Source organism: Larkinella ripae (assembly GCF_054780775.1).
Genome location: NZ_BAAGVR010000001.1, coordinates 307,415 through 322,666, shown reverse-complemented (window position 1 = coordinate 322,666; position 15,252 = coordinate 307,415). Strand labels below are relative to the sequence as shown.

Genomic DNA, 15,252 nt, shown 5'->3' with positions numbered 1-15,252 from the left:
CCTGAACCGCAGACTAAAATCCGTATTTCTACGCTAAAACCGCCTTTTGATCCGGGTTACCTTCAGGTAGCAATACACATTAACCTTACTGATATAGGCCCATGAAACCATTCTTTTTCTGCCTTTTACTCATTCTGGTGGGGAGTTGCAAAAGCAACGACAAAGGTTCGGCTGAACCGGAAAAAACCGTCGATGATGTGCTGCTGACGGCAAAACAACTGAGTATGCCGCTCAGTACCTATGATGTCGGCGGTTATCCCCTTCAATCTGTGCTGGTTGGTAACGCGATCTATTTTGGAAATTATTCCAACACGGCCAAACCGCAGTTTTTCGTTCGCTACGACCTGGGAACCAATGCGTTTTCTTCGGCGCTGGCTAAATCCACGAATGTCTGTGGCTGTGGCTACTCCAGTAAACTGGTGTCGGATGGGACCAACATCTTTTTCATTGCCAATGATGCCACCAAATACACCGCATCGTCGAACACCTGGCAAAACATTACGTATCCCACAACGGCAAAGGATAATGCCGGAGAAGCTGGCGTAACCTATTACAACGGCAACATTTATTTTCTGGGCGGGCGGACGCCCAGCACGCTGTTCAAATATTACAGCATCAGCCAGGATAAATGGTTCACGGTTCCCAATTATCTCTTCGCCACCACTAGCAGTGAATTAGTCGCTTATAAAGAAAAAATATACGCCCTCGGTGGGCAGGGGGCCAAACAGAAAATGGCCACCTTCTCGACGGTCACCAACACCTGGACGGCGCTGAAAGATCTTCCCTTTGAGGTGGCCAGCAGTTACCAGAATGTCTTTTCAGCGGTTTTGGGGGATTACTTGTATTTGCTGCAAAATCAGTCCGTTTACGTCTATGACTTAAACAAAGACACCTGGGCCGCGGCTCCCATTAAACTGGAAAATGTGCCCAGCTACGGCAACCTGTTCTCCAACGGGCAAAAGCTGTACATCAGCGGCAAAAACAATTCAAACATTCCGGCGATCACCGAATTGACCATGTCGATGAAATAGCGGACTCCGATTCACATCAGGGTCAATAGGAGATCAGTTTGAAAGCAGCAGCATCAATGAATAAATAGCCGGGACGGGTTGGTTCCGGCTATTTATTTAGCGGTTTTTTAGGCTTTGACGGTTTTGGCGACGTGATAGCCCTGAAGGTCAAAATCCGTTTTCGCCTGTAGCAAATCAATGCCTAACGATCCCGCCCCTACCTCGGCGGATTGTATTTTTACTAACGATCCCAGCTCGGCCTGAACTTCCGCCGGGACCTGGGAGAAATCATCTTCGCTGTTGACGGGCAGCACCAGATACCAGTTTTCATGGCTGCCGGATTGATAGATATGGGTGATCATGATGGCGTATGAAGGTCGATACCTCTCAAACTCAGAACCGGTCACCGTGTTTAAACTATTTTCTCCGGGCGAAGCATGAACTGAGCGGGGTGCTTAAAATTACACCAGCCCCTGCGCCACCATGGCATCGGCCACCCGGACAAAGCCCCCGATGTTGGCACCCTGCATGTAGCTCATTCGCCCATCCGGTTTTTGGCCATAGCGCAGACAGGTCGCGTGGATCGTCAGCATAATTTCCTGCAATTTTTTATCTACTTCCTCGCGCGACCAGGACATACGCAGTGAGTTTTGCGACATTTCAAGACCTGAAACGGCCACGCCACCCGCATTGGCCGCCTTTCCGGGAGCATACAGGATATCGTTGTTTTCAAATACTTCAATGGTTTCCGGGGTACAGGGCATATTCGCTCCCTCGGCTACGCAGAAACAGCCGTTCCGGACCAACAGGCGGGCATCATCCCCAGTCAACTCATTTTGGGTCGCGTTCGGTAAGGCAATATCGCAGGGAACTTCCCACGGTGTTTTTCCGGCCACAAAGTCACCGCCGAACGTGTCGACATACGCATTAATCCGGCCCCGCGCTTCATTTTTTAAATGCATGACGTAGGCCAGCTTCTCGGTATCAATCCCGTTCTCATCGTAAATATAGCCTGATGAGTCGGAGAGCGTAACCACCTTCGCACCCAGTTCGATGCACTTTTCCAGCGTATACTGCGCCACATTTCCGGAGCCCGAAATGACCACCCGTTTGCCTTTGATGCTGTCGCGCCGTTGGTTCAGCATTTGCTCGACAAAGTAAACAACGCCGTACCCCGTTGCTTCCGGACGAATCAAACTGCCGCCGTAGCTCGCCCCTTTGCCCGTCAAAACACCGGTGAACTCGTTTTTGAGCCGCTTGTATTGCCCAAACAGGTAGCCGATTTCCCGGGCGCCTACCCCGATATCGCCGGCGGGCACGTCATTGTCCGAACTGATGTGGCGAAACAGCTCCGTCATAAAACTTTGGCAAAAAACCATGACATCGCGGTCGGAACGCCCTTTGGGGTCAAAATCGGCTCCGCCCTTACCACCCCCCATCGGAAGCTGGGTGAGGCTGTTTTTGAAAATTTGCTCGAATGCCAGGAACTTGAGCGTGCTCAGGTTTACCGACGGATGAAAACGCAGACCGCCCTTGTAAGGGCCAATCGCACTGTTCATTTGCACCCGGTAACCCCGGTTGATTTCTACTTCGCCCCGCTCATTCATCCAGGGAACCCTAAAAATAATGACCCGCTCGGGCTCGGCGATCCGCTCCAGAATTCGGGCTTGCTGATAATGCGGTTTATCCGCCAGAAAGGGAATAATGGTTTCGGCGACCTCGTGGACGGCCTGATGGAATTCATTTTCGCCCGGATTCCGAGCGATAATCCGGGTCATGAAAGATTCTACTGAAGTCACAGTTCAAGGGGTTAATACGCTGGAATGATCCGTGTGTTTTGTTGTATGCCGGCTAAGATAAGTTGTGACGACCGAAAAACGATACGACCGTCCAATTCCCTCCTGTGTTTCATCCGGTTTGTCCGTATTTAACTTGTATTATTAGTGGAATAAGGGGCTTTTTATGGACTTTTTTGCCCATTTGTTTTGTTCTATTAGTAGAATTGGTCTTTCTCCGTTATACCCAGTTTGTGGCTTGTTCTCTGGTTAATTTTAAGGCCAGGTAGCCGGAAGCGGGAGTCCGTTTCGTTCTTTAAATTGACAACAGATACCATGAAAAAGCAAATTGCCCTTGAACTAACCGAAAGTGAAGCCCAGATGCTGGCGTTCTTATTGCATACGGCGACGGATCAGTTCTACGCCAGTAAAGTGCTGCGGGATCGGGCCAGAATCAGTTTAAAAGATTTACGAACCGCCGAAACGGTTCGCCGACGACTGGCCCATTTGAGTAAGCAGCTTCATCCTTCGACCTGAAGCACCAACCCGGTTTTCGGCTCCGGTTTTTAGTTTTCCCGGCTACCTAAAAACCGCCCGCCAACTCGTTTCTTTATCTTTCCGGATCTATGCCAGCCGATGGGTTCTCGGCGCTGGATTCTTCAATTCCATACCGGCGGCAAGGGGTGGGCACGGCTCATTCCAACCGGGCCGCCGGGCTTTTTCGTTTACGGCCCGCATCCGTTCCCTTTCGAATTTCTCCTGCCAGACACCCTTTGTTGAAGCCCCTGACGACGGCCAGCGTCATGGCCATTTGCTTTTGAGGCTGTTTCGCAGCTATCTTAGGTTCCGGGAAGTTAACCCGGCTACCGGACTTAAAACAAACGACCGGCGGCAACGCCGGTCGTCACCCTTAACCTGAAACTAATATCCCATGCCTTCATTTGTTTACCAATCCATCCGGATGCGAATTGTAGCCGCCCTGTTACTGATTACAGCCACCGTGAATGCGCAGCCTGGCTACCCGGATGGACGACCGGTGGCAACACTTCGGATGGCCTGCCGGGACGAAGGAATGGTGATGCGCTATGGCGATGGTCCGGATAGCTGCGATACGTATGGCGCCCGCGAAGCCGTGGTTAATCAGGAGGGCGGTCGCTATTACCTGTTCTATGACGGAGCCGGAAAAGCGGGCTGGATTGCCTGCCTGGCGGTAAGTCAGGATCTGAGAAACTGGACCAAGCGGGGCTTGTTGCTGGAACTGGGCAAACCGGGAAGTAATGACGCTAAAAGCGCTTCATCGCCCTGGGTAATCAAGCAGAACAACACCTGGCATATGTTTTACGTGGGTACGCCCAACACCACACCGCCCCCGTACCGAATTCCGGCCTTCCCTTACCTGACCATGAAAGCGCGGTCGTCCTCGCTGGCCGGCCCCTGGGAAAAACAATATGACGTGGTGGCCCTGCCCCCCAAAGAAAACAGCTATTATACCGTAACCTCCAGCCCCGGTTTTATCGTCAGACAGGGCGATGAATACCTGCAATTCTTTAGCGGGGCCACGCAGGAGGGGAAGGTTATTAAACGAACGTTAGGGATTGCCCGGACCCGCGACCTGAATGCTTCCTGGAAAATCGACGAAAAACCGCTTTTCCCCTTAGACGAACAAATTGAAAACTCCTCCCTGTTTTTTGATGCGCAAACCCAAACCTGGTTTCTTTTCACCAACCACATCGGTCTGAAAACCGGGGTCGGTGAATACACGGACGCTATATGGGTGTACTGGACGAAGGACATCAACCGCTGGCGGTCGGAGGATAAAGCGGTTGTTCTGGATGCGGAAAATTCGACCTGGGCAAAAGGGGCCATTGGAATGCCAACGGTGATCCAGGTGGGCAACCGACTGGCCCTGCTGTATGATGCCGCTGAAGGGACCAGCACCAGCCATATGCACCGCAGTATTGGGCTGGCGTGGATGGAGCTACCGCTGAAAATACCCCGATAGAGCCTTTTTCGAGGCCAGAGTGCTCAGCATTACCGGGCGAAAACAAGAATTTCAGGGTTGTAGGCTGAGAATTGTGGGCCTCAAAGGGGGCGCGCAAAGCCCTAGCGGGAGGAAGGTACAGAAGGAGTGGTCCCAAAAGACGGTTTCCGCGGAAGTCTTCTGCAAAGCCACCGGACTCGAGCCGGCAAAACGGTGGGTAAGGGGTCTCGTCCTCTGAGGACTGAATTGGACTTCAGTGCTCTCCCAACTCAGAAATAAGCGCTGAATTTGTATCTTTACGACCAGCCATGGAGCTTTCTACGCGCTTTGACAAAATCCTCCCGGTTGATCGGCTGAAGCCCTTCATCAGCCACTTTGTCATTTCCGAAAAAACGCAGGAAAGTGTTTATAAAGTATTTCCTACGACCAGTCTGGTGATCGGTTTTCAATACGGTGGAAAACTGAAAACCAGCAGAAACGGAATCGAAACCGCTCTGGATACCGCCGGTATTTCCGGCATTGCCGATCAGGTCAAACTATTCTCCAATTCAGGTCCCATTGGCACCGTTCTGGTCTATTTTACCGAACTGGGCCTGGCTCATTTTACGAGCTGTCCGGCCCATGAACTCTTTGATGTGAGCGTGTCCCTCGATGAGTTGTTTGAGAGACAGAAAATTCGCGATACGGAAGAACAGTTGGCCGCTGCCGATACCGACCGACAGCGAATCCGCCTGATTGAGCAATTTTTTCTTTTTCACCTAAAAGAGGCCCCGGCCGATCGACTCATTCTACAGGCTGTCCAGCGGATTCGCCAGACGAAAGGGACCATCCGGATTCGCCAGCTCAATCAGGAGCTGACGATCAGTCAAAGTCCTTTCGAAAAACGGTTCCGAAAGCTGGTCGGAACCACTCCCAAAAAGTTTGCTTCCATTGTGCGGTTTAATACCGTTCTGGACCAGTTAACCAGCTCCCGGTCGCTGATGGACATCTGTTTTGAGAATAACTTCTTCGATCAGGCTCATTTCAGCAAGGACTTCAAACTCTACACGGGCGAGTCACCCGAAACCTTCAAACGCTTTCCGTAAAAAACGATTTTTTACAAGTACCGGCTTTTTGGTTGTCCGATTTTTGCCAAACAATCAGGACTTATTCCAGAACGCCCTATGATCCCCTTAACCCAAATTCGCAGCGTCCCCAGCAAGGCCAGATTCGCTGCCGGTTTTACAATGGGTCCCCTGAAAACGCGGCTGACCTCCTTTTTCAAAAGCAAAAAAGAACAGGGCGATGAAGCCTTTGCCGACGCCTATGCCGGTTTTCTGAACACCTACCCGGTTTTTAAAAGCACCGCTCATTTGGATGCCCTGCGCAACCGGGAATTCAGGCGGCTCGATGAGCAGGGCCACATTTACCTGGATTTTACGGGGGGTGGGCTGTATACCCGGCAGCAGGTTGCCCACCATACCGAACAGTTGAATCGCCATGTTTTTGGCAACCCCCATTCCACCAACCCCACCTCCAACCACGCCACCGCCGTTACCGAATCCGCCCGGGATTACGTCCTGCGGTATCTGAACACCAGCCGGGAAGAGTACGTCTGTATTTTTACGCAGAACGCCAGCGGAGCGCTCAAACTGCTGGGCGAATCCTACCCCTTTCAACCCGGCGATCAGTTGCTGCTGACCTTCGACAATCATAACTCGGTCAATGGCATCCGGGAGTTTGCCCGAACGAAAGGAGCCGATTTTACCTACAGCCCGATTCAGAAAACCGACCTCCGGATCAACCAGGAGAAACTGCTGGAAAATCTGGCTCAGCCGGTTGCCGGTCCCAACAAGCTGCTGGCCTTTCCGGCCCAATCGAATGTGTCGGGCGTAAAGCACGATTTGGCGTGGATCGCGGTTGCCCAGCAGCAGGGCTGGGATGTGTTGCTCGATGCGGCCGCCTTCGTTCCGACCAACCAGCTGGACCTGAGTCGCTACCAGCCCGACTTTGTGACCCTCTCATTTTACAAAATGTTTGGGTATCCGACGGGGCTGGGTTGCCTGCTGGTTCGGCGGAAGGCCTTTGAAAAGTTGCGCAGACCCTGGTTTGCGGGCGGTACCATCACCATCGTTTCGGTGCAGGGCGATGGGTATTACTACGACCGCGACCACGCCATGTTTGAGGATGGAACGATTAACTACCTGGGAATTCCGGCCGTCGAAACCGGGTTGCGGCATCTAAAAGCGGTAGGCATCGACAGCATTCGCAAACGCGTCGAATGCCTGACCGGCTGGACGCTCGAGCAGCTCCATCAGCTCCGGCACCCGAATGGGCAACCCCTGATTAAAGTCTATGGGCCGCAGAATACCGACCGGCGGGGCGGCACGATTGCCATGAATTTCTATGACGAAGCGGGACGTCTGTACGAATTTACCCAGATTGAAAAGCGGGCCAACTCCCGAAACATTTCCTTGCGAACGGGCTGCTTCTGCAACCCGGGAATCGACGAGACCAACCACGCGCTGGAGGAAGCTGAATTGAAAAAATACTTTAGCAAAGACGGTAAGAAAGATTATTTTGACCTGATTGAAACGATTGGAAAACGCCGGGGCGCAGTACGCATCTCCTTTGGCTATATCTCCAATTTTGCCGATGCCTACCAATTTATTCAGTTCGCGAAGGAACTGCTGAATAAGCGATAACTGCATTCCAGAACCCTGAGCGGTTTTCAGTGCTTTTAGAGGCAGGTGATCCGGATATTCATAATAGCGTACCGGTTTTTCTAGCGTTGCCTTGGCAAAGTAATTACGGTTTTCCCAAAAGTAGCAGGAGTTGACCCATTTGTGACAGGCTTTCAGTGCCCGCGTGCCGACCTTTGATCTATCCAAACAGACACAAAAACGCTCTAAACAAGATACGCCATGAAAACCATCTTCAACACCCTGCTCGTCGCCCTGACCTTGACCGCGGCCAGTTTCAATGCCGCTGTGGCCAGCCCGAAAGAACCCAAAAAAGCAGCCGCCTTTCAGAGTGGCATCTTCACGACCATCGACGGTAAACTCCAGATTGCCGTTCAGAAGGAAACCACCAGTACGGTGATGGTGCAGTTGCTGGACCAGAAAGGCAACGCGGTCTATTATCAGAAGATTGGCAAACGCCAGGACGCCATCCGGTACAAATTTGATGTGAGCAACCTGCCCGACGGCGTCTACCAGGTGTCCATCAGCAACGGGGTGGAGACGACGACCAAAGAAGTGACGCTGGCCACCCAGCCAGCGGTGGTAGCTCCCCGCCTGGTGGCGGTTCAGTGAGCGCACTGCTTCTGATGAAAACCGGACCAACAAATCCGACTCTATTCACCGAAAGGCTGGCCCACTACGGAGCCAGCCTTTTGATTGCTTTAGGGGAGTCAAAACCGGCATTCACTAGCAAACGGTACACGGTGGCGCTGTTGGGGATCTGGATTGCCGGTTTAGCCGGTGTGGTGATGACAACGCCGGGCCGGTTATTTTATTCGGATTGTAATGTTCAACGCGATCAATCGTCTTCGCGTTGAACCGAGAAAATAACCTGGCCACAGCTATGCTACAGACGTACCTCAAAATTGCCTGGCGCCACGCCGTCACCCATAAGGTAACGACCCTGATTAATGTGGCGGGATTGACGCTGGGCCTGACCTGCTGTTTTCTTATTTCTGCTTACGTATGGGATGAACTGGCTTACGACCGTTTTCACCAACGGGCCGACCGGATTGTGCTGTTTCAACAAAATGCGAACTCACCCGCGAGCGGAGGACAGTTTGCCACGGATCTTAAAAACCGCTTTAGCCAGGTAGATGAGGCCGTTCGGTTGACGCGACTGAATCCATTGGTCACTTCTCAACAAGCCGCGTTCTATGAGCCTAATTTCTGGCTGGCCGATTCCCGTATTTTCAAGGTATTCACGTTGCCCCTGAGCAAGGGAAGCCCCACGACGGCCCTTATCGAACGGTATAGCGTCGTGATTTCGCAGACGATGGCTCGCAAATACTTCGGACAAACGAACCCGCTGGGCCGTTTTCTCCGCTTCAACAACAAGGTTACGCTTCACGTCACGGGGGTGCTCGGGGATTTGCCCGCTGCGTCTCATCTTAAAATTGATTTTCTGGTTCCGTATGCGAACGCCAATGAGCTGGCTGGATACGATGTCACCACCAATTACTGGGGTGGTGGCGATACCTGGACGTACCTGCTGCTGGCTCCGGGGGCGGTTTTGGCCGACCTGAAAGCGCAATTCCCGGCTTACATTCGTCAACTGGGGGACCCCAATGCCGCCATCTGGAAACTGGATTTGGTGCCCCTGACCGACATTTACCTGCGCACCAACTTAACCGGTCCGCGCCGGATCACCTACGTCTGGGTATTTATCCGGGGTCGCCGTGTTGATTCTGGGTCTGGCTTGCTTTAATTACGTGAACCTGGCCACCGCCCGCGCCACCCGACGGGCGAAAGAGGTGGGCGTTCGGAAAGTGATGGGCTCATCCCCTGGTCAGTTGTGGGCCCAGTTTCTGGGCGAAACCGGGATTATACTTCTGGTAGCCGTTTTCGTAGCGGCCGTGGCGACCTGGTTAATGTTACCCCTGTTCAATGCGGTTTCCGGAAAGCAGTTGTCTTTGCAAACACTCCTGACAGGTAGGCAGTTGGGTGGGCTGACGGCGGGTTTGCTGGTCGTAACGCTGCTGGCGGGCAGCTACCCGGCCTTTGTGCTGTCGTCCTTCCGACCGGCCGTTGCTCTCAAGGGTAGGAGCGGGGCCGTGGGCGGCCGGTTCTGGTTGCGCCAGATTCTGGTTGTCAGTCAATTTGCCGTCTCCGTGGTCATGATCGTTGCAACCCTGGTCGTTTTTTACCAGCTCCGGTTTATTCAAACGAAAAACCTCGGTTATCAGCGTGAACAAGTGCTGACGATGGATCTGCGCGATGGATCGAATGAAGCCAAGGAACAATTCAAGCAGCAGGTAACGCGGCTACCGGGCGTCGAAGCCGCCACGCGCGCCTTTGGCTTGCCCGGCAGTAATTTTGTGCGGGGCGAAAAACTAGTCAGCGAGTATGTTCCCAAAGGCGCGCAAACCGGCACGATCAACCGCTTAACCGCCGATGGGGATTATTTAAAAACGTTTGGAATTAAATTGCTGACGGGCCGCCCGCTCGACCCCAACCGACCGGCCGACAAAGGGGCCTTTCTGATCAATCAGTCGGCCCTGAAATACTTTGGCTGGAAGACGATTGAGGGGAAACAGACGGGTTATTATTCCTACGCCTATGATCCAGCCCAGCCCGGTGTGTACCGGGAAGTCCCCCAGCGCGGGGAAGTGGTCGGCGTTATTGAAGATTATAACTATGGTTCGCTCAAACAAAGCGTGGCTCCTTTATTGATCTCACTGAACGACGGCTGGGAAGGTCAGCTGGCCCTTCGCCTGCGGGCAGATCGAATTCCGGCCACCCTGCCGCAGCTCCAAAAACTTTGGCAAACGCAATTTCCCGACAAGCCGTTTGTGTACGCTTTCTTGGATGACACCTTCAATCGCACGTACCAGTCAGAAACCCGCACGGGACAGGTGTTTGGCTGGTTTGCTGCGTTGGCGATCCTGATTTCTGGTCTGGGGTTGTTTGGCCTGGCGACCTTTACGGCCGAGCAACGCACCAAAGAAATTGGCATTCGTAAACTGCTGGGCGCTTCGGTTGCCAGCGTTCTGGGCCTGCTCAGCCGGGATTTTCTCAAACTGGTTCTGGTGGCCATTCTCATTGCTTCGCCCGTGGCCTACTACGGTATGAACCGGTGGCTCCAGGATTTTGCCTATAAAATCACCCTGGACTGGTGGATCTTTGCCCTGGCGGGCGTGTTTGCCGTCGGCATAGCGGTGGTGACCGTGAGTTACCAAAGCCTGAAAGCGGCCCTGTCAAATCCGGTGAATTCGTTAAAAAGAGAATAAAACCGGAATCAGCAAATCCCACTTGCCCGGGCGGACGACTACCAGCCGGTTTCCATTCAGGGATCCGCCCTTTCTTCTATCCAGCCCACGCATTGGCCTTAATCTGAGCCAATGCGTGGGCGTTTCCGGGTAGGTACAACCTTCCTTACAGATTGGTGAAAGACGACCCACAATGATTCAAAAACGCTTGTAAACGGGTTTGCCGGGGCCAGCCAGCTCGTTAAAAAAAGCGAAGGCAAGCGGTTGGTCAACCCGGTTTCTATGAATTCGGGCAACCGCCTAACTTAATTCCTCCAAAAGCGTTTATAGCCTGACTGATCCTTCAGGTTCGACGGAGCCGTTTCCCTCGCCGGGTCATTACGTTACGCCTTATCCTTTGCCGTATGGAAGAAAACGAATCGGTCCCCCTCTCGGAGGACGAAAAGCAGTTGTTCGAACAGCTGATGCCCGAAGATCTCGCTGAAATTCTGGATACCGGCCTGAACCGGCGGCATTTTCTGAAGCTCGTGGCGCTGATCAGCGGGGGCGTGGCAGCCAGTACACCCGTCCTGGCCGAACAGGTACTGACCCGCCCCCTAAGCGCGCTCCCGCTAGATGCCTCCGCGTTATCCGTTGAGAACGGGGTCAGTGTTTCCTGCACAGTCAATCGCACCAGGCACCAGTTGCTGGTTGATTCCCGCATGACCCTGCTTGATATGCTGCGCGAACGGCTGGGCCTGACGGGGTCCAAAAAAGGCTGTGATCACGGGCAATGCGGGGCCTGCACGGTCCTGATCGACGGGCGCCGGGTGTTATCCTGTCTGACACTGGCCGCTAGCTGTGAAGGGCAGTCCGTGCAAACCATTGAGGGCCTGGCCCGGGGCAACCAACTCCACCCCCTGCAGGCGGCTTTCCTGAAACACGACGGGTTTCAATGCGGTTTTTGTACCCCCGGTCAGATCTGCTCCGCCGTCGCCCTGCTGGAGGAAGCCCAAAAAGGTGAGGCCAGTTACGTAACGACCAGCCTCCGCAGCAAACCGGGTCCCGTATCTCTGTCCCCGGAGGAAATCCGGGAGCGCATGTCGGGCAACCTGTGCCGGTGTGGTGCCTATCCGAATATCGTGGCGGCTATTCAGGAAGTGCACAGCGGAAAACCCGTGGAGCAAACCTGGCAGATTGTCGGTTAACCTACCCTTACTCACTGCTTTATGAGACCCTTTAAATTTACCCGTGCCAATGACCTGAACTCGGCCCTGAAACAATTGGCGGCCAATCCCAATGCCAGACTTCTGGCGGGCGGCACCAACCTGCTGGACCTGATGAAAGAAGACGTGGAGCGCCCGACCGAGCTGATCGACATCAGTCGTCTCGATCTGGCCCGGATTACAGTCATCGCCAGTGGAAACCGCAAAGGCGGTCTGGCCATCGGTGGGCTGGGAAAAAACGTTGATCTGGCCAATCATCCGCTGATCCGCCAAAACTACCCGCTACTCACCCAGGCCATTCTGGCGGGGGCCTCCGGACAAATCCGAAACATGGCCACCAATGGTGGTAACCTCATGCAACGGACCCGCTGTCCCTATTTTTATGAGGTGTCGATGCCCTGTAACAAACGCGAACCGGGAACCGGTTGTGGCGCCCGGGAAGGGATCAACCGCATGCACGCAATTTTTGGCTGGTCGGAGCAGTGCGTCGCCGTCTATCCTTCGGACATGGCGGTTGCGCTGGCCGCGCTGGATGCCGTCGTCAAGGTCCGGAATGCGCAGGGCCAGGAACGCCTGATTGCCTTTCCGGATTTCCACCGATTGCCCGCCGAACAACCCGAAAAAGACACCAACCTGAATCCGGGTGAACTGATCACCGCCATCGAGTTGCCGAAAAATAACGTTGCCGGCCACTCTTACTACCTCAAAGTCCGGGACCGCGCTTCCTACGCGTTCGCACTGGTGTCGGTCGCAGCCGCCCTGGAACTGGAAGGCGACCGCATTTCACAGGTCCGAATTGCGCTGGGTGGGGTGGCCCACAAGCCCTGGCGGGCCTACACGGCCGAAAAAATGCTCGTCGGTCAGCAAGCCACGGAAGCCGCTTTCAAACGCGCTGCTGAGGCCGAAATGGCCCAGGCCAAACCGCTGGAACATAACCAATTCAAGGTGGAACTGGGAAACCGCAGCATCGTTCGGGCATTACAGATGGCAATGAACCCAAACCGGTCCTAATGTTTAAGCAATACGTCCATGCAGGAGAAGAGTAAACTAACCGGTACGCCGGTGAACCGGATCGACGGAATTCTGAAAGTAACGGGAAAAGCCGCTTATTCAACGGATTATCCGGTAAAGAATATGGCTTACGCCGTTGTGTTCAAGAGCACAATTGCGGCCGGCAAAATCCGGTCGATCGACACGGCCGCGGCCGAAAAAGCCCCGGGCGTCTTAGCCGTGATCACCCACCAGAATGCCCCGAAGCTTGATACCGAGGGCGGCATTCGGGGAGGTGCATTGCTGCAAAGCCCCGTTATTGAGTTCTACGGACAGCATATTGGCCTGGTGGTGGCCGAAACCTTCGAGCAGGCCCGGCACGCTACGCGTCTGGTGAAGGTCGCCTACGAAAAAACCGGGGCTAAAATTGATTTTGACAAGCTGGCGGACAAAGCCGTTCGGCCAAAAGATAAAGAAAGGGCCGATGCCAAACGCGGGGACGCGCCGTCGGCTCTTCAGAGTGCCAACATAAAGGTCGAAGCCCTGTACACAACGCCAATCGAGCACCACCACCCGATGGAACCTCATGCGACCATCGCCGAGTGGACCGGTGACCAGCTGACGCTCTATAACAGTTCCCAAATCGTAAACGGAGCGCAAACCGCAGCGGCCAAAACGCTGCACCTCCAACCCGAACAGGTTCGCATTGTTTCGCCCTACATCGGTGGCGGGTTTGGCTCCAAAGGTGGTCAGTGGGCCAATCTGGTGCTGACAGCCGTGGCGGCTAAACAAGTAAATCGTCCGGTAAAACTGGCGTTGACCCGCCAGCAGCTTTTTACCTCGGTGGGGTTGCGGCAGCGAAATGATCAGAAGGTGAGTCTGGCGGCCACGCAAGACGGTAAGCTGACGGCTCTTCTGCACGAGACGACAACGCACTGCGCGATTGACAACGAATTTGTTGAACCCTGCGGAGACTGCTCCAAGCTCATGTACGACGTTCCCAATTCGCTGATTACCTACCGGGTGGTTCCGATGAACCTGATTTTGCCCACTTACACCCGGGGACCGGGGAAATCCACGGGTAGTTTTGCCCTGGAATCGGCTATGGACGAACTGGCTTACCAGCTGAAAATCGACCCCATCGAGCTTCGATTGAAAAATGAGCCGGAGCGCGACCCCTCCAACGGGAAACCCTGGTCATCGCGGTCCACCGTACGTTGTTTGCAGGAAGGCGCTAAAGCCTTCGGGTGGGAAAAACGCAAACCGGAACCGGGACAGAACCAGCAGGGAGACTACCTGGTCGGCTACGGGGTAGCCTGCGGCACCTATCCGGCTCACCAGCGCCCCACGTCGGCACGGGTTAAACTGCAACGGAAAGATCGTGACGTAACGGCAACCGTCGAACTGGCGGCTGCCGATCTGGGAACGGGAACGCATACCATCCTGGCCCAAACGGCGGCCGATGCGCTGAGTCTGCCCCTTGCAAACATCACCGTCCGGATTGGCGATTCCTCCCTGCCTCCGGCCGCGGGCGCGGTGGGTTCCGTGGGCGCAGCCAGTTATGCCAACGCCGTGCAGGATGCCTGCGTCAAAATTACGGATGAGCTAATTGCCAAATCCGGCAAACAGTTTTTTGTTCGCCCAACGGCGGGGCAACTGATGGTTTCTGAAAATGTAGTGGATTTTCAGACCCGGGTTGATTCCAAACCGCCCGCGAGTGCCGAAGCGTATTCGTGCCATAGTTTTAACGCCAATTTTGCCGAAGTACGGGTCAATAAAGCGACCGGGATGGTGCGGGTGACCCGGTTTCTGGCCGTTACCGGTGCGGGTACCATCCTGAACCCCAAAACCGCCCGTTCGCAGATCCTGGGCGGGTGCGTCTGGGGCATTGGCATGGCCCTGACCGAAGAATCGGTGGTCGATCCCCGCTGGGGCAACTTCGTCACCCGCTCCCTGGCGGACTATCATGTTCCGGCCAACCTGGACATTGGTTCGCTCGAAGCGCTTTTCATCCGGGAAGACGATAAAATCGTGAACAGCCTGGGCGTAAAGGGCATTGGGGAGGTAGGCATTGTGGGGGTGGCAGCCGCCGTGGCCAATGCGGTTTTCAACGCGACTGGCAAGCGCATCCGGCAATTGCCCATTACACCCGACAAGCTGCTGTAGGATTATTTTCCGGTTTTCTGAAAAGAACGGCTGATGTTGAAAAGAGGTCCACCCACCGCGGGAGGCACGTTTTTTGAATCAATGCTGATCAGGCTCGGAGCGTAGAATCTCATCAGGAGTGGGTTAGCCTTTTTTGATCATGCCTTGTCATTGCGAACACCGGTCTGGTATCCGGCACGGCGCTTTCTGCTTCATC

The 15,252-nt window shown here is 54.3% G+C and carries 13 protein-coding genes; 11 read left to right on the top strand and 2 right to left on the bottom strand.

The annotated features are described in order from the left end of the window. Window positions 1-101: 101 nt before the first annotated feature. On the top strand, window positions 102-1,031 hold the full coding sequence (locus ACYVHX_RS01420) for a Kelch repeat-containing protein (protein ID WP_460669808.1): 930 nt from the start codon (window positions 102-104) through the stop codon (window positions 1,029-1,031). A 107-nt stretch (window positions 1,032-1,138) separates the two neighbouring features. Here the strand turns inward: ACYVHX_RS01420 and ACYVHX_RS01415 are convergent, their stop codons facing one another. After that, on the bottom strand, window positions 1,139-1,372 hold the full coding sequence (locus tag ACYVHX_RS01415; RefSeq protein WP_460669807.1) for a hypothetical protein: 234 nt from the start codon (window positions 1,370-1,372) through the stop codon (window positions 1,139-1,141). 99 nt (window positions 1,373-1,471) lie between these two features. Beyond that, window positions 1,472-2,809, bottom strand: coding sequence for an NADP-specific glutamate dehydrogenase (gdhA, locus tag ACYVHX_RS01410; protein ID WP_460669806.1), 1,338 nt, complete (start codon window positions 2,807-2,809; stop codon window positions 1,472-1,474). Between the two features lie 312 nt (window positions 2,810-3,121). On the opposite strand from gdhA, the gene ACYVHX_RS01405 reads away from it, so the two are divergent. The 10 genes from ACYVHX_RS01405 to ACYVHX_RS01360 all read left to right on the top strand — a co-directional run bounded on the left by ACYVHX_RS01405 (window position 3,122) and on the right by ACYVHX_RS01360 (window position 15,056). After that, a complete protein-coding gene (locus tag ACYVHX_RS01405; protein WP_460669805.1) occupies window positions 3,122-3,322 on the top strand; it encodes a hypothetical protein in 201 nt (66 codons plus the stop codon). 394 nt (window positions 3,323-3,716) lie between these two features. Then, on the top strand, window positions 3,717-4,787 hold the full coding sequence (locus tag ACYVHX_RS01400) for a glycoside hydrolase family protein (RefSeq protein WP_460669804.1): 1,071 nt from the start codon (window positions 3,717-3,719) through the stop codon (window positions 4,785-4,787). A 287-nt stretch (window positions 4,788-5,074) separates the two neighbouring features. Beyond that, on the top strand, window positions 5,075-5,851 hold the full coding sequence (locus ACYVHX_RS01395; RefSeq protein ID WP_460669803.1) for a helix-turn-helix domain-containing protein: 777 nt from the start codon (window positions 5,075-5,077) through the stop codon (window positions 5,849-5,851). A 78-nt stretch (window positions 5,852-5,929) separates the two neighbouring features. Continuing rightward, window positions 5,930-7,450, top strand: coding sequence for an aminotransferase class V-fold PLP-dependent enzyme (locus ACYVHX_RS01390; protein WP_460669802.1), 1,521 nt, complete (start codon window positions 5,930-5,932; stop codon window positions 7,448-7,450). A gap of 219 nt (window positions 7,451-7,669) precedes the next feature. Then, window positions 7,670-8,059, top strand: a complete 390-nt coding sequence (locus tag ACYVHX_RS01385) for a T9SS type A sorting domain-containing protein (protein ID WP_460669801.1) — start codon at window positions 7,670-7,672, stop codon at window positions 8,057-8,059. Between the two features lie 271 nt (window positions 8,060-8,330). After that, window positions 8,331-9,194: an ABC transporter permease gene (locus ACYVHX_RS01380; RefSeq protein ID WP_460669800.1), complete on the top strand. Its 864-nt coding sequence runs from the start codon at window positions 8,331-8,333 to the stop codon at window positions 9,192-9,194. Beyond that, window positions 9,166-10,716, top strand: a complete 1,551-nt coding sequence (locus tag ACYVHX_RS01375; RefSeq protein WP_460669799.1) for an FtsX-like permease family protein — start codon at window positions 9,166-9,168, stop codon at window positions 10,714-10,716. The genes ACYVHX_RS01380 and ACYVHX_RS01375 overlap by 29 nt, the downstream gene beginning before the upstream one ends. A gap of 383 nt (window positions 10,717-11,099) precedes the next feature. After that, complete coding sequence (locus ACYVHX_RS01370; RefSeq protein ID WP_460669798.1) at window positions 11,100-11,882, top strand: 2Fe-2S iron-sulfur cluster-binding protein; 783 nt, start codon at window positions 11,100-11,102, stop codon at window positions 11,880-11,882. 21 nt (window positions 11,883-11,903) lie between these two features. Beyond that, window positions 11,904-12,911, top strand: coding sequence for an FAD binding domain-containing protein (locus tag ACYVHX_RS01365; RefSeq protein WP_460669797.1), 1,008 nt, complete (start codon window positions 11,904-11,906; stop codon window positions 12,909-12,911). A gap of 18 nt (window positions 12,912-12,929) precedes the next feature. Beyond that, window positions 12,930-15,056 carry a xanthine dehydrogenase family protein molybdopterin-binding subunit gene (locus tag ACYVHX_RS01360; RefSeq protein WP_460669796.1) on the top strand — a complete coding sequence of 709 codons (2,127 nt, stop codon included), beginning with the start codon at window positions 12,930-12,932 and terminating at the stop codon, window positions 15,054-15,056. Window positions 15,057-15,252 lie beyond the last annotated feature (196 nt).

Excerpts from the sequence above, each read along its gene's own strand:
- ACYVHX_RS01365 (WP_460669797.1), top strand. The coding sequence starts at position 11,904 with ATGAGACCCTTTAAATTTACCCGTGCCAATGACCTGAACTCGGCCCTG.
- ACYVHX_RS01415 (WP_460669807.1), bottom strand. The coding sequence starts at position 1,372 with ATGATCACCCATATCTATCAATCCGGCAGCCATGAAAACTGGTATCTG.
- ACYVHX_RS01390 (WP_460669802.1), top strand. The coding sequence starts at position 5,930 with ATGATCCCCTTAACCCAAATTCGCAGCGTCCCCAGCAAGGCCAGATTC.
- ACYVHX_RS01360 (WP_460669796.1), top strand. The coding sequence starts at position 12,930 with ATGCAGGAGAAGAGTAAACTAACCGGTACGCCGGTGAACCGGATCGAC.
- ACYVHX_RS01420 (WP_460669808.1), top strand. The coding sequence starts at position 102 with ATGAAACCATTCTTTTTCTGCCTTTTACTCATTCTGGTGGGGAGTTGC.
- ACYVHX_RS01400 (WP_460669804.1), top strand. The coding sequence starts at position 3,717 with ATGCCTTCATTTGTTTACCAATCCATCCGGATGCGAATTGTAGCCGCC.
- ACYVHX_RS01405 (WP_460669805.1), top strand. The coding sequence starts at position 3,122 with ATGAAAAAGCAAATTGCCCTTGAACTAACCGAAAGTGAAGCCCAGATG.
- ACYVHX_RS01395 (WP_460669803.1), top strand. The coding sequence starts at position 5,075 with ATGGAGCTTTCTACGCGCTTTGACAAAATCCTCCCGGTTGATCGGCTG.
- ACYVHX_RS01380 (WP_460669800.1), top strand. The coding sequence starts at position 8,331 with ATGCTACAGACGTACCTCAAAATTGCCTGGCGCCACGCCGTCACCCAT.
- ACYVHX_RS01370 (WP_460669798.1), top strand. The coding sequence starts at position 11,100 with ATGGAAGAAAACGAATCGGTCCCCCTCTCGGAGGACGAAAAGCAGTTG.
- ACYVHX_RS01385 (WP_460669801.1), top strand. The coding sequence starts at position 7,670 with ATGAAAACCATCTTCAACACCCTGCTCGTCGCCCTGACCTTGACCGCG.